The following is a 20,552-nucleotide window of genomic DNA, read 5'->3' as shown; positions in this document are numbered from 1 at the left end:
AAAATTTATGAATTTGCATAAATACGGTAATCATTAACTTGACCTATTTGATTGCATAACTTTAGATAATAATTGTCATTAATACCCCAGGTATGTTTTGAATAATTTCCATTTCTGATGTAAACAAAATTAGATTTGTCAGTAGAATATATTCTAATTTTGTTTTTGCAGCAATCCTTACAGAACTGTACATCCTCACCTAGGTTTTTTTCACTAAAGCGAACTTTATCAAATATTTTTCTTTTCATTACAAGTGTGGGACCTTCGACTCTAGGAACGTATCGATTTTCTCTTCCAGAATTTCTTATAGCTAATGTTTTGCTCCTAGAAAAATATACATATGAAGTTGATTTACCTACTACATCAGCAATAGTGTTTTTCAAAAAATATATTGCTTGAGATAGGTACCTTGGACCGTAATAGTCATCGTCGTCAAACTTTGCAATAATACCATACTTTGATTTATTAATTGCAAAGTTTAAACATTCACCAAGGGTTACTTTTTCATCCAACTGATATATATTTACATTATTATATTGTTGAACGTTTTGCCGCCATGAATATAGGTTTAACTTATTACTATTTAATACTATTATCAATTCCTTCTTTTCATAAGATTGTCTATTGAAATTATTTATAATGGAATCTAATGTGTGAGGCTTGTTAGTGCAGGTAATTACTGAAACATCAGTATCACTTATTGTTATATTTTTAGATTTCTCAGTGTTCATTCTATTTAAATGTTTTTCTTTGTTTTTATTTATTAAATCTTGAATAGATTTATTGACTGGATTGAATTTATTAGAGTCATTTAAAATCTTATTAGATATGCAAAATACGAGTTTTTTTGGATTATTTGAGTCGTCTAAAGACAAAAGAGTTACCTCCCCTTAAGTATTCTTGTTTCAATATATGTAACAGCTTTTTTATATGTGACTGGGCTTGTCCTAAAATAAAAATTGATAAACAAAAATCTAGAATATATGGAGGATATTAATAAAAAAATTGTAACACATTAACTATTGAATAAATATATTAATACTAGAATATCAAACTAGGGGTGATATGATGCAAAACAATCTTTCAAGTAAAGGGGAGTACTATATAGCTGTATTTAACTCTAAGAATCATGCTGTGAGATTAAACTATTTACTCGAAAAAAAAGGGTATAGAAAATTTAAGTTAATATCTACACCCTGCAGCTTAAGTAATGGTTGTAGCTACTCTCTAAGATTTAATAACTTAACTGACTTAGAATACTTAAAAAGAGAGGCCAGCGATTTTAAACAAATACTTAATAGCATATATGAAGTTCAAAGGTTAAATGGTAGAAAAGCATATAAAAGAATTAGTTATCTTATTTAAAAATATTTTTAAATTTATCTAAAAGAGCTGGTGTTGCAGAGTTCTCAAGAAGCCTATGTATCTCCTTAATTTTTTCTTCAATTTTTTTAATATCCCTTGTATTACTATAATATAGAGCTTCGATAGACTTTAGTAACTCTTGAAGATTATTATTTTCAGCCTTGTACTGAGTGATCAATAACTCTAAAGATGTTAAATTGCTTTTAAGTTCATTTAGAATATCACTGTTAGTAAATATTTTTCTATCTAGTTCTTTGATATTGCTAAAAATCACCTTTTCAATTTCATTAGTCTTTTTATCTAGTGCATCAGTATTAGTTAATAAGCTGTCTAGGCTGACTTTAGTGTTTTCAATAAATGTTTTTACAGCTTCATTACTTAAAGAATTTAGCTCTTTAACAAAAGGAGAAACTTCATTATTTATTAGCTCAGGAGTTTGATTCTCTATTGAATCTGAATCTGCTGAGATAGAATCATCTAGTTTATTTTCATCCTGCTGAGAGCTACTATTATTATCTTTAACAGTAAGATCTTTTTCATCAGAAGTTTTGCTGAGATTAGATTGATTTTCATCATTGGAATACTGTATATTATCATCATTATTATTATCATTAGAACTAGTATAGTTTTCTATCGGAACATTATATGTACCAAAATTAAATAGTTGCAAATCTTTTTCTGAGCTTGCATAGATATGATTTAAATTCATTCTTACTTTTTCCATTGACTGATTAGTAGAGTATTTTGTCAAATTAAAATTACTAAAATCAACTTTATTAGGAGACGTTTCTATATCCCAATTAAAGCCGTAGTCCTTGGAATGTAGGCACTTCAAGTTCTCTTTATCTTTAAAGATGATTCTCAATATTCCATTATCTTGTAACATTATTGCATGGGAAATGCTACTGTCTGGTTGCGGTAGACTGTAGCTTTTCCAATCATAAATAGCATTAGAAGATGAAGGCATCTGCTTATAGAAAATATGTTGTATAGGTCCGTTTTGTGCTAACCAAAGTGCATGTAATGTGTTATTATTATCAGCAAAAACATATGGATGTAGATTATCATAGTTAAAGTCTGAAATCTTTTGAGGAGATTTCATCCATCTCTTCAAAAATGGATTAAAGTTTGTATAATAAATTTGTTTAGTACCCTTAAAAGTATCTTCATAAATAAGATGGATATTTCCTAATTTGTCAAAATCGACATGATAAGGACTAGATGATTTACCTGGAGTCATACTAATAATATTTGCCTTGTTCCATTTCCTTTTTCCACCATGGGCATGAACAATAGTCCATAGGTTAGAATTAAGAAGATTACTAATTCCGTAAAAAATATGAACATCATTTTTAATTACTCTTAAGGTTAAATAGTTAAACTTATTTGATTTAATATCAAATTTTGTTAGTGTATGGCTTGACCAGTGTCCATCTACCATAATATTGTAAAGAAAGTTTCCATCGGTTGTTATACAAACAAGGTGTATTCTATCACTTTTATCAATGTCAGCTGAAAAATCAAGTATTTTTAGATCTAAAATATTGTTCTTTTTTTCAAGTATTCCGTTTTGGTTGTAATGACTTAAAATTATTTCATTATCTTCCGAAAGACAGAAATAGTATGATTTAGATTTTGATGATTTAATCAAACAGCACTTAGAAGATGATTTCCCCATTATTTATTCACCTCACAAAAATTATTAATTTCAAAAAAATATGCACCAAAGTTGCTTTAATACATAATATGTAAGTGAAGATGATTTTATTAAAAAAAAGGAGTGAAATAGTATGACAAACGGATTTGATCCAAGTCCTGGTGAAGGGATAATGCAAGAAGACCTAAGTTATATAACTGAGTCAGTATGTATCATTACAGACAAAGTATACGCTCATTGTCAACAAAGAGAATGTTACCCAGAACTAGAGCAAGTGCTTCCAAATGGATGTACTTTCGAAAGCATCAGATTTAGACCAGGTTTTATTGTTGAAGGAACACTAACAGTAACACCACTAAGAAATAGACCTAACTTTAAGAGAGTTAGATTTACCTTAAGAATACCTTATGAAATTACTTGTGAAAACGGAGATGTTGTTGAAGGCTTCTTACCAGATATACTTAAAGATATAATAATATTTATCCCACAAGCTAGAGATGAATTTGACTTTAGAATAGTTGTAGAAACAAGTTCTCAATTATTAACTGAACCATTAGTAATAGACAGTACAGTGGTATTATCTGTAGGAGTTTTCATTATAATTAAAGTTGTAGGAAGAGTACAGTTATTAATTCCTGCATTTGGTTTCTGTCCGGAACCACCAGAGTGTGAAGAATTTAGTCCTAATGGAGATATTTGTGAAGACTTTGATTATCGTCCATTCCCAGACTTCTTCCCACAACAATACGAAGACCTATATCCACAATAGAATGTTTAACGAAAGGGAGTGCCAGCTCCCTTTTTTTTATGTCCACCTTTCAATTATTTAATATTCATCAATGAACAAAATTGTTACACTTACATATTCTATAATACAAAAAGCAAATAAAATATGGAGGTATTAAAATGGAGCTAGTTATATCAGCTATTTGTCAGAGAACCGGATCTACTCTCCTCCAAAGAATTTTTAATAAAAGAGATAAGACCCTAATTTGGGGAGAACATGGAGGAGCACTAACACATTTTATTAGAGGATATCAAGTAGCTAAATATTTTTCTAATTACTCTACTAAAATAAGAGAAGAATACCTTTCTAATAGAAAAGATGGTAAATGGATTGCAAATATGGCTCCAGATGAAAAATTAGCAAAAGAAGGATTAGTTAATTCAACTAGAGTTTTTTTAGATTCATATTATCGTCAGCTTGAAGATGAGTATGATATTATTGGGTTTAAAGAAGTTAGATATGGTAGAGATGAGATAAATTTATTATTAGAATGCTATCCTGATATAAATATTATTCTACTTGTAAGAAACCCTATAGATATCTGGAAAAGTATTCCTAAAAAAAAGGATGGTAGTGCTCAAGATCCATGGATTAATTTAGAGAATTTAATTCAACAATGGAATAGTTACTCGTTTCACTATATCAATCTTTCTAAACATAATTTAGGAGTACATTTATTTAAATATGAGGATATCATTTCAAGGGATAGAGAAACTTTGAGGCAGATTTGTGAAATAGGGCAGCTTAATGTTGATCAAATAGAAGAGGTATTATTGAAAAAGACTTATAGCACTAGACAAGCTATTTCTGAAGAAGATAAAAATAAAATTTTAGAAGGATGTAGAAATAGGATGAAGTCCTTCAAATATATATAAATGAAGAAATTAAATATATAGTTTGTTTGCAACTAATATATAAGATAGTAATCAAGCAACTGTTAAAGTGATGCTTTAATCAGTTGCTATTTTTTATAATTACCAGTTCATATCTTTTTCATAACCTAATTCTATTAATAATTTTCCAGCTTCTTCTTTGAAATCTTTTTTATCAGATTCACTAAATTCTTTTTCCCATCTTTTAATGGATTTTGAGTATAGATTCTTTGAGACTTGGTCTGTACTAGATTCCTTTGGCTCATACCCTCTTTCTATTTTATGATAATCTAGAATTTTCTCATTCCATGGTTCATTTAAGAAAGATAATATATCCTTTAAAGTTTGTTCTGTATTAAGAATTAAATCCTCATACTTTACAGTATATACCTTATTATTAAGATAACTTGTATTAGAATCTGAGATGGCCTTTGCAACAATCTGATTCCAATATGCAGCCGCTTTTTTAATGTTTTGAGTGTATGGAACTTTATTTCCATTGAAGTCAACCCAATTCATTTTTAAGAGTGAAGAAGCTACATCTCTACCATCTCTAATCACATGTATAAATTTTGCATCTGGGAAGATCTCACAAAGTTCTTTCATTATTAATACATTATGGGGAGTTTTTTCAACTAATCTTTTGGCTTTAGACTCCTCGATATGCTTTTCAAAAAAACTATATATAAACTCTCTAAAAGAATTTTGAATGTCAGACAAATCTTGACTATAAGCTTCCATTATGCCACCAAATTTTTTGCATTGCATATATAGATTTATGATACTAGGAAAAAGTTTGAATTCTGGACCACTACATAAATAGGGATGGGCATTAAGCATAACTCTTAGAAGTGTGGTTCCAGAACGGCCTGCGCCTCCCATTATAATGGGATTATAATTGACAGATTCTTTTATATTTTTTGTCATAAAAACACTCCTTTCTTATATCATTTTATTTCTAAAAATTTGTATTGTTACAGAGAAATAAGATACTGATGATTAAATATAGTTAAAAATAATCTCAGTTACAATAAAAACACTTACACAAAGATTTAATCTATGAATATTATATTGTGAAAAAGGATTAAGGGGGTAAATAAATGAATCGCTTAGAGAAATTGGAAGCTAAGAGTATTTATATTTTAAGAGAAGCCTATAGCGAGTTTAAGAATCTTTGTATGTTATGGTCAATAGGAAAGGATAGTACGGTCTTATTATGGCTAGCAAGAAAAGCATTTTTTGGTCACGTTCCTTTTCCGTTGGTTCATATAGACACTAGCTATAAAATACCTGAAATGATAGAGCATAGAAATAAAGTTGCCATAGATTGGGGACTAGATATGATTTATGGTCAAAATGTTAAAGCTTTAGAAAATAAAGAAACATATCCAGATGGAAACATAACTAGAATTCAATGCTGTAAGAAGCTAAAAACTGAAGCTTTACAGAAGACGTTATCAGGAGAAGGAAATAGATTTAGATTAAATCATGAAACTAAAAAATATGAGATAGATGATAATAATGAACCTTATGAAGGGGTTATATTAGGTATTAGGTCAGATGAGGAAGGGACACGCTCAAAAGAAAGATATTTTTCACCTAGAGATGAGAATAATAACTGGGACTTAGGAGACCAGCCTCCAGAATTTTGGGATCAGTTCAATACAGATTTTCCATTAGGTACTCATGTAAGAATTCATCCATTGCTTGATTGGACAGAATTAGATATATGGGAATATATTAAAAAAGAGAATATTCCAGTTGTTTCATTATATTTTGACCAAGGCGATGGAACAAGATATAGATCATTAGGTTGTGCACCATGCACTAGCCCTATAAAATCTAATGCTAAGACGGTAGAAGCTATTATTGAAGAGTTGAAAACTGGTAAGCTATCTAAAATTGCAGAAAGATCTGGTAGAGAGCAAGATAAAGAAGATGGCGGAGGTCTAGAGGAATTGAGGAAAGATGGATATATGTAATTATTAGAACAGTAGGGGGAATATCATATGATTGAGCAAATAAGTAATCAACGTGACAAAAATGATATGAATATTGTAATAGTGGGGCATGTGGATCACGGAAAGAGCACTATAATAGGTAGAATGTTGGTGGATACTGATTCTTTGCCCGAAGGAAAGCTAGAGCAGGTGAGAGAAACTTGTAGAAGAAATTCTAAACCCTTTGAATACGCATTCTTACTAGATGCTTTAAAGGATGAACAGTCTCAGGGAATTACTATTGATAATGCACGATGCTTTTTTAAAACTAATAAGAGAAGGTATATTATTATTGATTCACCAGGACATATAGAGTTTTTAAAAAATATGATAACAGGAGCATCAAGAGCTGAAGCAGCTCTTTTAGTAATAGATGCTAATGAGGGAATTCAAGAAAATTCATTAAGACATGGATATATGTTGTCAATGCTAGGAATAAAGCAGGTAACTGTATTAATTAATAAGATGGATTTAGTTAATTATGATAGAGAAGTATATAAAAGTATTGTTAATGAATACATCAAATTTTTAAATAAAATTGATGTTATGCCAAAATCTTTTATCCCAGTTAGTGGTATGATTGGTGACAATATAGCATCTAAATCAAATAAGATGGAATGGTATGAAGGAAATACTGTGTTGGAAGAACTAGATGATTTTAAAAATGAAGAGATGGATGATAATAAAAATTTCAGAATGCCTGTTCAAGGTGTATATAAGTTTACTAGAGATGGTGATAAGAGGAGGATTGTTGCTGGTACTGTTTCCACTGGTAACATAAATGTGGGTGATGAGGTTACATTCTTACCTTCTGGCAAAAAAAGTAGAATAAAATCTATAGAAGGATTTAATATTGCGAAAAAATATAACGCTAGTGCCGGTCAACCAGTTGGCTTTACATTGGAAGAGCAAATATATATTAAAAGAGGAGAAGTAATGGTTTCGTCAAAGGATGACTCTTCTGTAGTGACTAGTAGGTTTAAAGCAAATCTATTTTGGCTAGGTAATAAGCCTATGAATGTTGGAAAAAAATATTTATTAAAGATAGGGACAACTAAGGTAGGAGTGACTCTTGAAAAAGTCGTCAGAGTAATAGATGCTTCAAGCTTAAAAGAACAGGAAAGTAATACTATAAGAAAGCACATGGTTGCAGAATGCATAATGAGAACTGATAGTGCAATAGCCTTTGATATAGCAACAGAAATTCTTGAAACTGGGCGATTTGTTATTATAGATGATTATATAATATCCGGCGGAGGATTAATATTAGAAGAAATTGAAGACACCCAGATGTGGGTTAGAGATAAGGTGCTAAAAAGAAACTCAAGATGGGAAAAAAGTATGATAGGATATGAAGAACGAATAAGGCAATATAATCAGGTTCCAACGTTGATAATGATTTCTGGCAATAATAGTGAATTAAGAAAATCTTTTGCAAAAGAGTTAGAAAAAAGACTATTTATGGATGAAAAAATTGTATACTATATAGGAATTAGTAGTGTTTTATATGGCATAGATGCAGATATCAAAGATATATCTCCAAGCAGTGATAAAGAATATATGAGAAGGCTTGCAGAAGTAGCAAACATTTTATTAGATGCAGGGCTAATATTAATTGTAACAGCAAAAGATATCTGTAACTATGACTTAAATATAATTAAGACTTCTATAAACAATCATAATTTAATATCCGTATGGATTGGTGATAATATATGTACAGATTTAAATCCTACAATTAAAATAGATGAAAAAAGTATAGAGGATGGGTTAACTGATATAGTTTCTATGATATACGAAGATAAATTATAAAATACTAAAATAAAGAGCTGCCAACACACTGGCAGCTCTTTACTGTTTAAGAAGATCTTTTACTTTTGAATAAATACTTCTGTATAATAATTACCTACAATACCTAACCCAATATGAGTATAGTTTGGATTCATAATATTGGCCTTGTGACCGGGAGAGTTCATAAAACCATTGTGAGCTCTATAAACGCTATAAGTTCTACCTATGTTCTCTCCATAGGAATAATATCTTATTCCTTGCTTTCTAATTAAAGAAGATGTTTTACCAAAAACAGGTGATTCATGTGAGAAATATGAATTATCATACATGTCCTGAGATTTTAATTGTGCAATTCTAGTTAAATCAGGGTCAATTTTTAACGGATTTAATCCAGCTGCTACTCTTTCCTTATTAATTAAGTTTAATAATGTTTGTTTCTCGCTTGTCAATTCATAATCAGGTAGCGAAGATAAAACTTCCTCTGAAGGTTTTTTGGTAACAGTATCAGTGGCAGGTTTAGTCGCTTTTGGCAAAGTATATGAATTGCTTCCACCTGAATTTGAATTATCAATTATAACACCACTATTTGAATTGCCTGTATCTACAGGATTGTATGTAGTTCCTGAGTTGTTATTAGTATTATTTTGATTAGAAGTATTTGAATTCTTATTATCTACATTATCATTATATGTTTTAGCACTAGATAATGACACTGAATTACTTCTACCATTATTTGAATTATAGGGAGAAACATAATAATATCCTCCACCTGAAGAGGTGTTTGATGAATTACTGTTATTAGATTTACCTCCTGTAGTTGTATCCTTACTTTGATTATTATTTGTCTGGTTATCTTTATTAGGTTTAGTTGTCACTGTATTATTTGATGATGAAGTACTATGCCCGGAAAGACTGTAACCATAAGAATTATTATAATTACTATTTCCTATTACGATATCCGCATAACTAGCACTGGTAGATGCTAGTAATAGAGCTGATCCTGCCACAAATCCTATTATTTTTCCTTTATTTTTCAATATAATCTACCTCCAATTTTTAATTAAATAACTGCCTTTCTTTATACAAATTCGACATATATCTACATCAACCTTTATGTAATATTTGGTCTACTAGGTAATAATAGAAAAATAAAAAGAAAAAATTGTTAAATTTTTTTCATTATTTATAATGAGTTTGAATGTTGACAAAAATACTTGGGTATATTATACTTAGGATGAAATACCAAGTATAACACTAGGGATTCAAAAAGAGGTGATTAAATGAAGTTATCTACAAAGGGTAGATACGGTCTTAAGGCAATGTTTGAACTTGCTTTGCATTACGGAGAAGGACCAACACCATTAAAAAACATAGCTGATAGCCAGGATATTTCAGAACATTATTTAGAGCAGTTAATTGCTGTTCTTAGAAAAAGTGGTCTGGTGAACAGTGTGAGGGGCGCTCAGGGTGGATATCTGTTAAATGATTCACCTAAAAATATAACAGTGGGTAATGTTATTAGAGCTTTAGAAGGTGATATTGCGCCAGCAGATTGTGTCTTAGAAAATGAAGAGGTAAATTGTGACAAGCTAAATTATTGTGTTACAAAAACCATTTGGATGAAAATTAGAGATAGTATAAATGATGTAATTGATTCTATAACTTTGCAAGATATGGTCGATGAGCATAAAGAGAAGAATGAAGGCCAGGGTTATATGTATTACATTTAGTATAAATTTATTTCTAACTTTGGGAGGTAGATTAGAGTGGTAAAGAACGTTTATATGGATAATGCTGCAACGACTCCAGTTAAAAAGGAGGTTCTAGATGAAATGCTCCCATATTTTACTGAAAAATATGGAAATCCATCTAGTATATATAGATTAGGGAGAGAAGGGAAAGCAGCAATTGATGATTCAAGGAATAAAGTTGCCAATGCAATAGGAGCTAATCCTAAAGAGATATATTTTACAAGTGGAGGAAGCGAAGCTGATAACTGGGCTATAAAGGGAGTTGCTTTTGCTAATAAGAAAAAAGGAAATCATATTATAACTAGTAAAGTTGAGCATCATGGAATTTTACACACCTGTGAATACTTAGAAAGAAATGGATTTGATGTTACTTACTTAGATGTAGATGAAAATGGTATTGTGGATTTAAAGGAATTAGAAGAAGCGATAACTGATAAAACAATACTTATATCAATTATGTTTGCAAATAATGAAATTGGAACTATTCAACCTGTAAAAGAAATCGGTGAGATAGCTAAGAAAAATGGAGTTTTTTTCCATACTGACGGCGTACAGGCAGTTGGGAAAATAGAGATAGATGTAGATGATTTAAATATAGATATGCTTTCTATGTCAGCCCATAAAATATATGGTCCAAAGGGTATTGGGGCTTTATATATAAGGAAGGGAGTAAAAATTCATCCCCATATTCATGGAGGAGCTCAAGAAAAGAATAGAAGAGCAGGAACTGAAAATGTACCTTCTATAGTTGGGTTTGCTAAGGCAATTGAAATGGCATGTGAAAATATAGATGAACATAATAAAAAATTAATAAAACTTAGAGATAAGTTAATAAAAGATATAGCTAATAATATTAGTCATGTTAAATTAAATGGGCATCCTGAAAAGAGGCTTTCTAATAATGTAAATTTCTCATTTGAGTTTATTGAAGGAGAGGCGTTGTTATTAAGTCTAGATATGGTAGGTGTGGCAGGTTCAAGTGGTTCAGCTTGTACATCAGGGTCATTAGATCCATCCCATGTTTTGTTATCTATAGGATTGCCTCATGAAATAGCCCATGGCTCTCTAAGATTATCATTGGGAGATTTTAATACAGAAGAAGAAGTGGATTATGTTGTTGAAAATCTCATAACTATAGTGGATAGATTAAGAAAAATGTCTCCACTATATGAGAACGTAAAGGAGGACAAATAGATGTATTCAGAAAAAGTAATGGATCATTTCTCTAATCCAAGGAATGTTGGGGAAATAGAAAATGCTGATGGGGTGGGTCAAGTAGGAAACCCTAAATGTGGAGATATAATGAAGATGTACTTAAAGATTGAAGATGACGTAATAGTTGATATTAAATTTAAAACATTTGGATGTGGTTCTGCTATAGCAACTTCAAGTATGGCAACTGAACTTATAAAGGGAAAGACTATTGAAGAGGCATTAAAACTAACTAATAAAGCTGTTGCTGAAGCGTTAGGTGGATTACCACCAGTAAAAATGCACTGTTCAGTATTAGCTGAACAAGCTGTAAAAGCTGCACTATTAGATTATTCTAAAAAAAATGGCATTGAAATTGAACAATTAAAGGATTTTGATCCCGATGAAGATGTACACGAACATTAAATAATAGTGATAATAGATTAAAGACTCGACATTAGTCGAGTCTAGTCTTTATAAAAACTACTGTTTAACAGTAGTTTTTTTGTTGATAATAATCTAATTTAGTGTTACATTAATAAGAGAATATATTAGTAAATTTCATATTATAATTTATGCAATTTCTCCTAAGAGAGATTTTGGCGAAGAAGATTTTGAGGTGAAGATTTATGGATAAGAAAAAGGTAGTCATTGGAATGAGTGGCGGTGTGGATAGCTCAGTAGCAGCCTATCTACTTAAAAAACAAGGTTATGATGTTATTGGAGTAACCATGCAAATATGGCAGGATAAGGATGGAAATGCTGTTGAAAAGGAGGGTGGATGCTGTTCACTTTCAGCTGTAGAAGATGCTAGAATGGTATGTAATAAGCTATCTATTCCTCACTACGTAATGAATTTTAAGGATATATTTAAAGAGAAAGTAATTGACTATTTTATAGATGAGTATGGTCAAGGGAAAACGCCAAACCCATGTATAGCTTGTAATAGATATGTAAAGTTTGAAGAACTGCTAAGAAGAGCAAATAGTTTAGGAGCATATTATGTATCTACAGGTCATTATGGAACAATTGTATATAATGAAGAAAAGGATAGATATCTACTTAAAAAATCAGATGCAGCTGAGAAAGACCAAACCTATGCTTTATATAATATGACCCAAGAACAACTTAAGCATACTTTAATGCCTTTGGGGGAATTTAACAATAAGGACGAAGTACGTGAAATTGCTAGAGAACTAGGATTAATAGTTGCAGATAAACCTGATAGCCAAGAGATTTGTTTTGTTGAAGATGATAATTATGGAAAATTTATAGAGGAAAATGCAGATTATAAAATAAAGCCTGGAAATTTTGTCGATACTAAAGGGAAAATAGTTGGAGAACATAAAGGTATTACTAATTACACAATTGGACAAAGAAAAGGACTGGGAATTGCATTAGGTAAACCTGTATATGTAATTGATATTAATCCAGAAAAAAATGAGGTTGTTGTAGGAGAAAATAAAGAAGTATTTGCTACTGAACTCATAGCTGATGATATTAATTTTATATCTATAGAAAAGCTTACAGAGCCTATGAAGGTATCTGCCAAAATTAGATATAATTCCAAAGGTCAGGAAGCTACTATATACCCTTTGAAAAATAACAAAATTAAGGTAGAATTTGAAAATGCTGTAAGAGCAATAACACCTGGTCAATCAGTAGTTTTTTATGATGGAGACTTGGTTATTGGTGGAGGAACTATTATTAGAAGTAAATAATACAAATCCTTTTAATGTGGAATAATAATTAATGTAAAATTTTAATTATATATTGACATTTAAGAGGAGTTTTTGCCATGAAAAGAGAAAGAGATGTTATAAGTCTTCCAATTTTGGACAAAAATCAAGGTAATAAAATAGCAACTATTAAGGATATCGTTTATTCAAAAAATAAGCTTAGAATTCTTGGGTTTTTAGTGTCAGATGGCAATTTCTTTCCTACATTAAAATATATTCAATTTAAAAATATTGAATCTATTGGAAGTGATGCTATAATGATAAAAAGTAGGATGGCTCTTGAAGACCCTCGGGCATTTCCTGAGATTGAGTCTCTTATAGAAGAAAAACGAAGAATTAATGGTGAAGAAGTCTTAACTGAAAATGGTGATAGTCTTGGATTGGTATATGATACAATCTTTGATGGTAGTAATGGAAAAATCCTTGGATTTGTTTTAACAGATGGATTATTTCAAGATTTAAAGGAAGGACGTAATATATTACCTTGTATGAAGGGTATAACATATGGAGATCAAGCATTAATTGTTTCAAATGAAATTAAGGGTCAATTTGAAAAAAACAAGGAAACTTTCAAAAAACTTCTAGAATTGCAATAGCACAATTGAAGCAAACTAATAATATCCAGCAAAATAAAGGAGTGAATACAATGAAAGGTAAATTCATGTCTGGTATGATGGCTGGAAGTATTATTGGTGCTACTGCAGGAATGTACGCATTCAATAAAATGAGCCCAAGACAAAGAAAGAAAGCTATGAAAACTAGCAAGAAAATGCTATCTAATGTAGTTAGTAACATGGGAATGGGCATGTTTTAAATTGTTTAGAAGTTAAAGAAGGCAGCTTTGCTGCCTTTTCTTTTAAGTACATATTGGAATATTTTAAGTAATTAATTATTTATTTCTAATTAAGGGGGTAAATCATGGATAACATCTTTTTTTTAACAGTATTAGGATATGCAAAAGAAATCTTTTTGACTTGCTTTATTGGCTTACTTATTTATTATTTAATACATATAGGTAATAAATATGTTTTGGAGGACGAAAGATTTAAAATTACAAGAAAATACATAATTTGGCTAGTATTTATAGTCCTAGGGTTATTTTTATTGTATTACATATTTAGAGATTCATCAGATATTAAAGGCTTGTTTATGCCAGTTATTTATTCGATAGCATTTGCATATTTATTAAATCCTCTTGTAAATATTTTAGAGGATAAAGGGATAAAAAGGCTATGGGGAGTATTGTTGATTTATTTATTATTAATTGGAATTATAGTAGTACTTGCAATAATCATTTTTCCACGAATTAGCTTAGAGTTTCAAAAGCTTGGTAAAAATATAGATGTTTACTTTGAAGAGCTAATAGGATACTTTAATAATTTAAATGAGCTTTATTTAAGGTATGCTGACAACCTTAAGGATTTACCACCAGAACTTCAAGGAATTCAAGAAGTCATTAAGAATAATTTGAATAAAGTGCAAGGCTCTTTGGTTGAAGGTATACAAAATTTTACTACTTCTATTATAAATATGTTTTCAAAGATATTAGGATTAATTATTATACCAATACTAACATTCTATTTTCTTAAGGATAAAGATTATTTTAAGAAAAAAATATATTTATTAATTCCTAAGAGATTTAGGCCTGATACAATGAAAGTAGGAAGAGAAATAGATACAGTACTTAGTAAGTTTATTAGAGGGCAAATAATAGTAGCTTTATTCGTTGGAGTTTTTACCGTTATAGGATTAGCTATATTGGGTATTGATTTCGCCTTGATAATTGGATTGATTGCAGGAATAGCTAACTTTATTCCTTTCTTTGGACCAATAATTGGTACAATTCCAGCAGTATTCTTTGCACTTTTAGATAGACCTATTAAAGCAATATGGGTTATAATACTTTTTGTAGTTATTCAACAGATAGAGAGTAATATCCTATCTCCTAAGATTGTAGGAGAAAGTGTTGGATTGCATCCAGTAATAGTTATTGTTGCTTTATTGATTGGTGCTAATATTGGTGGAATTCTCGGAATGCTTTTAGCTGTACCTGTTGCAGCAATAATAAGGATATTATCAGGGTTTATTATAGAAAAAGTTACGAATATTTAGGGTATATTGACATGAAAATACTTTTTATTTATAATCCTACATATAGATAATTGGGACGAGATATTCCCATATTTTGAGAGGGAGTGACATATATGAAAAAATTAGGATTGCATGAAATTAGGGAAGAATTTTTGAATTTCTTTAAGGAAAAGGATCATTTAGTTACATCGAGTTTTTCATTAGTACCAAAAAATGATAAGAGTTTATTGCTAATAAATGCAGGTATGGCTCCATTAAAACCATATTTTATGGGAACAGAAGAACCTCCAAAAAGAAGGATGGCTAATTGTCAGAAGTGTTTAAGAACTGGAGATATAGATAATGTGGGTAAGACTTCAAGACATGGTACTTTTTTTGAGATGTTAGGAAACTTTTCCTTTGGAGATTATTTCAAAAAAGAAGCTATTGAATGGGCATGGGAATTTATGACCGAAAGGATGGAAGTTTCACCTGATATACTTTGGGCTTCTGTATATGAGGAAGATGATGAGGCTTATGATATTTGGAAAGATGTTATAAAAATGCCTGAAGAAAAGATAGTTAGATTGGGTAAGGATGATAATTTCTGGGAATTAGAGGTTGGACCCTGTGGGCCATGTTCAGAAATTTATATCGATAGAGGAGAAGAACATGGGTGTGATAGTGAAGATTGTAAACCAGGATGTGATGATTGTGAAAGATTCGTTGAGGTTTGGAATCTAGTATTCTCTCAATATGATAAAGATGAACAAGGTAATTACAACACATTGCCAAATCCTAATATAGACACTGGAATGGGTATAGAAAGAATGGCTGTTGTTTCACAACAGGTTAATAATATATTTGAAATAGAACCAATAGTTAGTATTTTAAAAGCTGTTGAAGAAGCAAGTAACGTTAAGTACGGAAGTAACGACAAAAATGACATGTCATTGAGAGTTATAACTGATCACTTAAGGGCAATGACTTTCTTAGTATCTGATGGTATATTACCAAGTAATGAAGGTAGAGGATATGTTTTAAGAAGATTGATTAGGAGAGCTGCAAGACATGGCAAATTATTAGGAATTACTGACAATTTTCTTTATAAACTAGTGCCAGTAGTAATAGATCTTTGGAAGGGAGTATACCCTGAAACGAAGGAAAAGCAGGAACAAATCCAAAAAATCATTAGAATTGAAGAAGAGAAATTCCAAGAGACAATTGATCAAGGAATAAATATTTTAAAGGATTACATAGATATTATTAAAAATGAAGGTAAAACTGAATTAGCAGGTGAAAAAGCCTTTAAATTATATGACACATATGGTTTCCCATTGGATTTAACAAAAGAGATTTTGGAAGAAGAAGGATTAACTGTTGATGAAGAATCCTTTAATCATGAAATGGAACAGCAAAGAGAAAGAGCTAGAAAAGCAAGAGAAGAAGGAAGCAATAGTGTATGGAATTCAAGCTCATATAATCTTACAAATCTTAATAGTACAGAGTTTGAAGGTTATGAAAGTTTAACTTCCTCTTCAAGGGTGGTATCTATTATTAAGGAAGATAATAAGGTTGATAGATTAGGTGAAGATGAAGAAGGAATAGTTATACTAGATAAAACTCCTTTTTATGCTGAAAGTGGTGGACAGATAGGAGATAAAGGGATTTTTATTAATAATTTCTGTGAAGCAAAGGTTACTGATACAAAGAAAGAAAGTGGAAATATATTCCTTCACTTTGTGAGTGTAAATAAAGGTCAAATAAAAGTTGGAGATACAATAGAAACTATTGTAGACAGAAAACAGAGAATAAATACAGCTAGAAATCACTCAGTAACTCATATACTTCATAAAGCGTTGAAAGAAGTTTTAGGTGAACATGTAAATCAGGCAGGATCCTTAGTTATGCCAGAAAGACTAAGATTTGACTTTACTCACTTTGAAGCTCTTAAAGAAGATGAACTGAGAGTAGTTGAAGAGAAGGTAAATACAGTAATACTAGAAGGTTTAGATGTTAAGACTATAGAAACATCTTTAGAGGAAGCTAAGAAACTTGGAGCAGAAGCATTGTTTGATGAGAAATATGGTTCCAATGTGAGAGTAGTTATGGTAGGAGAATATAGCAAGGAACTATGTGGAGGAACTCATATCAAAAACTCTAGTAATATTGGTTTATTTAAGATAATTAGTGAATCTGGAATTGCTTCTGGAGTTAGAAGAATAGAGGCTATTACTGGAGAGTATGTTTATGAGTATATGAATAATATGGAAGAGCAAATCAATGATGTTGCGGGCATACTAAAGACTAATAAAAATGATTTGTTAAATAAAGCTCAGTCTATAACAGAAGAGACAAAGAGCCTTGAAAAAGAAATTGATAAGTTGAAATCTAAATTGGCAATGACTCAATTAGATGACATAGTAAATGATATTAGAGATGTTGATGGAGTAAATGTTATTTCTAAGGTAGTTGAAGGAATGGATGCTAATGGCTTAAGGCAACTAGGAGATAAGATAAAGGATTCAATGGATTCCATATTATTAGTTCTAGGGACTGTAAGTAATGGAAAAGTTAATTTAGTTGCAATGTGTACTAAAGATTTAGTATCAAAAGGGATACATTCTGGTAAAATAATTAAGGAAGTTTCTAAGATAACTGGAGGAGGCGGCGGTGGTCGTCCAGATATGGCTCAGGCTGGTGGAAAAGATCCTGGGAAGCTAGAAGAAGCACTTAATAAGGTTGAAAATTTAGTAAAAGAACAAATGAAATAAATATCTTTGAAGACTGTTTTTTAAGTTCTTTTTACTATATAATAAGAGTAAAGGGGTGAGTTTCTATGAATAAAGATATGAATCAAACCATGAAATTTACTGTTGAGAAGGATAATGTTAATGAAGCAAAGGAAATCATTACTAGTGTGTATAAAGCACTAGAGGAGAAGGGCTATAAGCCAATAAATCAAATGATAGGATACATATTATCTGGAGATCCAACCTATATAACTAGCTATAATAATGCTAGAAGTATAATTAGGAAGCTAGAAAGAGATGAATTGTTAGAAGAACTACTAAAGAGCTACCTTAGGGAGAATATGTAGCATTATAGGAGAGGTTTAATTGATTCCTAAAAAAACAATGATAACCTTATTAACTTTAGCTTTGCTGAGTATGGCTTTAATTAGGGTTAATGGGGCTTCAATTGACAAAGCTAGGATAACTACTTCTGATTATGGTGACAAAAGAGTTTATGCAATAATAATAAACACTATTACATTAGAAGATATTGAAAAAATGAATAACTTAAGCTACTTGGCGGATACTGGTAGCATTGCTTTAATGAACATTAGAGGGGCTAAGGGATATGATGGATTCCAGGGGTATCTTACTATAAATGCTTCATCTAGAGCATATGCAAATAACAGTAGTGCAGAATTTTTTATAATCAATAATGAGAACAAGGAAATATACCATAATAGAGTGGGACAAGACTTAGCTGACTTAGGGATTATTAATTTGAATATAATGGAATTATTAAAAAATAATAAGAACATGGATTATTCTCCTTATATAGGAGCATTAGGAGATAGTATTCATGAAAATGGCTATAAAACAGCAGTATTTGGTAACTCAGATACTGCTGATTCATTTGGTAGAGAAAGTTGTTTAATTGCCATGGACAGTAATGGTTATATTGATTATGGTAATATTGATGATATTGTAATTAATGATAAGACTTTTATTGGCAATATTAGGACAGATTATGATAAGATAATAAACGAAGTGAAAAAGACTGAAAAAAAAGCTAATTTAATAGTTGTTGATACAGGAGATTTGAATAGATTAAATGAAAATAAAAAATATCTATCGGAAGAGATGTATTTATATCATAGAAATATAGCTTTAAAATACATAGATAATTTTATTGGTAATTTAATAGATGAAATAGATGATAGAGAGTCTATGGTTATGATAATAAGCCCAAATGGACAAGAATATTTTGAAGATAAAAGTAGATTATCGCCATTAATTATCTGGCAAGGAAATAAAAATAAAGGCTTATTGACCTCAGGAACAACAAGAAGAAAAGGAATTGTATCAAATATAGATATAGCACCAACCATTTCAAGTTATCTAGGAGCTTCAAGTGATAGCTTTTTAGGATATCCCATGACGATTAAATACTTGGAAGATAATTATGAATACATAAAAAATTTGAATAATAAAACCATTTTAATATCTGAAATCAGACCAAAAGCGCTAAAAATATTTAGTTATATAACTATATTTATGGTGACTATTTTAACTATTATATTGTGGATTTTTGCTAAACATAAAGATTTAGAAGGAATTCTATTTAATACAATAATTAATATTTTAAGAATACTTTTATTACTTGTACTTGTCATTCCCTTAGTTTTTATACTTATATCCATTATAGATGTAGAAAGTTATTTTGGATTTATTTTATATAGTATTTTGATTTTTGTTATTATTTGTTTATTAATATTAACTATTAAAGAAAAGTATAGGCTAATTTGTATAAGTGGAGCTACTTTACTTTTACTAATTATTGATATGGTAACTGGTGGAAGTCTAATTAAATTTTCTGTTTTAGGATATGATCCTATTATAGGAGCAAGATATTTTGGAATTGGCAATGAAATGGTTGGAGTTTTACTAGGTGTAAGCGGAGTCTTTATCGGTTGTTTCTTACAAATATTTAATAAACACTATTATATACTATCTTTTTTGGGAATAATCTTATTAGTAACGTCTCATCCTCAAATAGGTGCTAATGTAGGTGGAAGTATAGCAGTATTTTTTATGATTACTATATTCATCTTTGGGGTATTTAATTACAAGATTAATTTAAAAAGGATTTTTATTTTATTAACACTATTATTTTTAGGAATTGGTATAATTGCAATAATAGATGGTTTTTTTAATGAAAATCCAACGCACTTAGGAAGATTACTATTAGTAATCTTAAAACAGAATCCTTTATATATTTTAGAAATAGCTAGAAGAAAAATATTTATGAATTTAAGACTTTTTGGAATTACGATTTGGACTAAGGTTCTTATAATTACGGCATTAAGCATGATAGTTCTTATGAAGAACTTTGAAAAGATAATTATAGATATTTTTAAAGAACATAAATATATTGCCATAGGATTTACCAGTACTTTAGTTGCAAATTTAGTGGGACTTATGGTCAATGATTCAGGTATAATAATGGCAAGTATTTCAAATATTTATATTACTATCTCCTTGATATATGTTACAATAGTTAGGATAAATGAAACAAATATATTAGGGAAGTGAGTATA

The 20,552-nt window shown here is 30.2% G+C and carries 19 protein-coding genes; 15 read left to right on the top strand and 4 right to left on the bottom strand.

Annotated elements, in window-relative coordinates; genetic code table 11:
* Positions 1–5 precede the first annotated feature (5 nt).
* The gene (locus JMO20_RS08100) at positions 6–875 is read right to left on the bottom strand and encodes a glycosyltransferase family 2 protein (protein WP_243414681.1); all 870 of its coding nucleotides are present in this window, start codon (positions 873–875) and stop codon (positions 6–8) included.
* 193 nt (positions 876–1,068) lie between these two features.
* On the opposite strand from JMO20_RS08100, the gene JMO20_RS08095 reads away from it, so the two are divergent.
* Positions 1,069–1,365 (top strand): putative Se/S carrier protein, encoded by a 297-nt coding sequence (locus tag JMO20_RS08095; protein ID WP_202709044.1) that lies wholly within the window; start codon positions 1,069–1,071, stop codon positions 1,363–1,365.
* On the opposite strand, the gene JMO20_RS08090 is transcribed toward JMO20_RS08095, so the two are convergent.
* Positions 1,358–3,043, bottom strand: coding sequence for a hypothetical protein (locus JMO20_RS08090; RefSeq protein WP_202709043.1), 1,686 nt, complete (start codon positions 3,041–3,043; stop codon positions 1,358–1,360). The genes JMO20_RS08095 and JMO20_RS08090 overlap by 8 nt on opposite strands.
* A gap of 112 nt (positions 3,044–3,155) precedes the next feature.
* On the opposite strand from JMO20_RS08090, the gene JMO20_RS08085 reads away from it, so the two are divergent.
* Positions 3,156–3,791, top strand: a complete 636-nt coding sequence (locus JMO20_RS08085) for a hypothetical protein (protein WP_202709042.1) — start codon at positions 3,156–3,158, stop codon at positions 3,789–3,791.
* A gap of 137 nt (positions 3,792–3,928) precedes the next feature.
* Positions 3,929–4,684 (top strand): sulfotransferase, encoded by a 756-nt coding sequence (locus JMO20_RS08080; protein WP_202709041.1) that lies wholly within the window; start codon positions 3,929–3,931, stop codon positions 4,682–4,684.
* Positions 4,685–4,783: 99 nt separating this feature from the next.
* Here the strand turns inward: JMO20_RS08080 and JMO20_RS08075 are convergent, their stop codons facing one another.
* On the bottom strand, positions 4,784–5,608 hold the full coding sequence (locus JMO20_RS08075) for a sulfotransferase family protein (RefSeq protein ID WP_202709040.1): 825 nt from the start codon (positions 5,606–5,608) through the stop codon (positions 4,784–4,786).
* Between the two features lie 173 nt (positions 5,609–5,781).
* On the opposite strand from JMO20_RS08075, the gene cysD reads away from it, so the two are divergent.
* A complete protein-coding gene (gene cysD, locus JMO20_RS08070; protein WP_202709039.1) occupies positions 5,782–6,663 on the top strand; it encodes a sulfate adenylyltransferase subunit CysD in 882 nt (293 codons plus the stop codon).
* A gap of 27 nt (positions 6,664–6,690) precedes the next feature.
* Entirely contained in the window at positions 6,691–8,490 is a 1,800-nt protein-coding gene (locus JMO20_RS08065) for a GTP-binding protein (protein ID WP_202709038.1), read from the top strand.
* Between the two features lie 59 nt (positions 8,491–8,549).
* Here JMO20_RS08065 and JMO20_RS08060 read toward each other — a convergent pair whose 3' ends face one another.
* Positions 8,550–9,506 (bottom strand): CAP domain-containing protein, encoded by a 957-nt coding sequence (locus JMO20_RS08060; protein WP_202709037.1) that lies wholly within the window; start codon positions 9,504–9,506, stop codon positions 8,550–8,552.
* 243 nt (positions 9,507–9,749) lie between these two features.
* On the opposite strand from JMO20_RS08060, the gene JMO20_RS08055 reads away from it, so the two are divergent.
* From JMO20_RS08055 to JMO20_RS08010, 10 genes are all read left to right on the top strand, one after another.
* Positions 9,750–10,199, top strand: a complete 450-nt coding sequence (locus JMO20_RS08055) for an RrF2 family transcriptional regulator (protein WP_202709036.1) — start codon at positions 9,750–9,752, stop codon at positions 10,197–10,199.
* Positions 10,200–10,253: 54 nt separating this feature from the next.
* Positions 10,254–11,414 (top strand): cysteine desulfurase NifS, encoded by a 1,161-nt coding sequence (gene nifS, locus JMO20_RS08050; protein ID WP_202709183.1) that lies wholly within the window; start codon positions 10,254–10,256, stop codon positions 11,412–11,414.
* Positions 11,415–11,837, top strand: a complete 423-nt coding sequence (gene nifU, locus JMO20_RS08045) for a Fe-S cluster assembly scaffold protein NifU (protein ID WP_202709035.1) — start codon at positions 11,415–11,417, stop codon at positions 11,835–11,837.
* 203 nt (positions 11,838–12,040) lie between these two features.
* Complete coding sequence (mnmA, locus tag JMO20_RS08040) at positions 12,041–13,132, top strand: tRNA 2-thiouridine(34) synthase MnmA (protein WP_202709034.1); 1,092 nt, start codon at positions 12,041–12,043, stop codon at positions 13,130–13,132.
* A gap of 77 nt (positions 13,133–13,209) precedes the next feature.
* Positions 13,210–13,746, top strand: coding sequence for a PRC-barrel domain-containing protein (locus JMO20_RS08035; RefSeq protein ID WP_202709033.1), 537 nt, complete (start codon positions 13,210–13,212; stop codon positions 13,744–13,746).
* 50 nt (positions 13,747–13,796) lie between these two features.
* Positions 13,797–13,964 carry a YtxH domain-containing protein gene (locus JMO20_RS08030; protein ID WP_202709032.1) on the top strand — a complete coding sequence of 56 codons (168 nt, stop codon included), beginning with the start codon at positions 13,797–13,799 and terminating at the stop codon, positions 13,962–13,964.
* 104 nt (positions 13,965–14,068) lie between these two features.
* The gene (locus tag JMO20_RS08025; protein ID WP_202709031.1) at positions 14,069–15,262 is read left to right on the top strand and encodes an AI-2E family transporter; all 1,194 of its coding nucleotides are present in this window, start codon (positions 14,069–14,071) and stop codon (positions 15,260–15,262) included.
* Positions 15,263–15,354: 92 nt separating this feature from the next.
* Positions 15,355–17,994 carry an alanine--tRNA ligase gene (gene alaS, locus JMO20_RS08020; RefSeq protein WP_202709030.1) on the top strand — a complete coding sequence of 880 codons (2,640 nt, stop codon included), beginning with the start codon at positions 15,355–15,357 and terminating at the stop codon, positions 17,992–17,994.
* Positions 17,995–18,059: 65 nt separating this feature from the next.
* Positions 18,060–18,320, top strand: coding sequence for an IreB family regulatory phosphoprotein (locus tag JMO20_RS08015; RefSeq protein ID WP_202709029.1), 261 nt, complete (start codon positions 18,060–18,062; stop codon positions 18,318–18,320).
* Positions 18,321–18,339: 19 nt separating this feature from the next.
* On the top strand, positions 18,340–20,547 hold the full coding sequence (locus JMO20_RS08010) for a hypothetical protein (RefSeq protein WP_202709028.1): 2,208 nt from the start codon (positions 18,340–18,342) through the stop codon (positions 20,545–20,547).
* Positions 20,548–20,552: the final 5 nt, after the last annotated feature.

This window comes from Sporosalibacterium faouarense, assembly GCF_016765695.1.
Lineage (GTDB): Bacteria > Bacillota > Clostridia > Tissierellales > VENL01 > Sporosalibacterium > Sporosalibacterium faouarense.
Note: the sequence above shows the minus strand (reverse complement) of the source record. Positions and strands in the feature narration are given on the sequence as shown.

What these genes read in the sequence shown, in the direction of transcription:
- JMO20_RS08095 (WP_202709044.1), top strand. Translation starts at nt 1,069, where the DNA reads ATGCAAAACAATCTTTCAAGTAAAGGGGAGTACTATATAGCTGTATTT.
- nifU (WP_202709035.1), top strand. Translation starts at nt 11,415, where the DNA reads ATGTATTCAGAAAAAGTAATGGATCATTTCTCTAATCCAAGGAATGTT.
- JMO20_RS08065 (WP_202709038.1), top strand. Translation starts at nt 6,691, where the DNA reads ATGATTGAGCAAATAAGTAATCAACGTGACAAAAATGATATGAATATT.
- JMO20_RS08090 (WP_202709043.1), bottom strand. Translation starts at nt 3,043, where the DNA reads ATGGGGAAATCATCTTCTAAGTGCTGTTTGATTAAATCATCAAAATCT.
- nifS (WP_202709183.1), top strand. Translation starts at nt 10,254, where the DNA reads ATGGATAATGCTGCAACGACTCCAGTTAAAAAGGAGGTTCTAGATGAA.
- JMO20_RS08085 (WP_202709042.1), top strand. Translation starts at nt 3,156, where the DNA reads ATGACAAACGGATTTGATCCAAGTCCTGGTGAAGGGATAATGCAAGAA.
- JMO20_RS08025 (WP_202709031.1), top strand. Translation starts at nt 14,069, where the DNA reads ATGGATAACATCTTTTTTTTAACAGTATTAGGATATGCAAAAGAAATC.
- JMO20_RS08030 (WP_202709032.1), top strand. Translation starts at nt 13,797, where the DNA reads ATGAAAGGTAAATTCATGTCTGGTATGATGGCTGGAAGTATTATTGGT.
- JMO20_RS08080 (WP_202709041.1), top strand. Translation starts at nt 3,929, where the DNA reads ATGGAGCTAGTTATATCAGCTATTTGTCAGAGAACCGGATCTACTCTC.
- JMO20_RS08015 (WP_202709029.1), top strand. Translation starts at nt 18,060, where the DNA reads ATGAATAAAGATATGAATCAAACCATGAAATTTACTGTTGAGAAGGAT.
- JMO20_RS08055 (WP_202709036.1), top strand. Translation starts at nt 9,750, where the DNA reads ATGAAGTTATCTACAAAGGGTAGATACGGTCTTAAGGCAATGTTTGAA.
- alaS (WP_202709030.1), top strand. Translation starts at nt 15,355, where the DNA reads ATGAAAAAATTAGGATTGCATGAAATTAGGGAAGAATTTTTGAATTTC.
- mnmA (WP_202709034.1), top strand. Translation starts at nt 12,041, where the DNA reads ATGGATAAGAAAAAGGTAGTCATTGGAATGAGTGGCGGTGTGGATAGC.
- JMO20_RS08075 (WP_202709040.1), bottom strand. Translation starts at nt 5,608, where the DNA reads ATGACAAAAAATATAAAAGAATCTGTCAATTATAATCCCATTATAATG.
- JMO20_RS08035 (WP_202709033.1), top strand. Translation starts at nt 13,210, where the DNA reads ATGAAAAGAGAAAGAGATGTTATAAGTCTTCCAATTTTGGACAAAAAT.
- cysD (WP_202709039.1), top strand. Translation starts at nt 5,782, where the DNA reads ATGAATCGCTTAGAGAAATTGGAAGCTAAGAGTATTTATATTTTAAGA.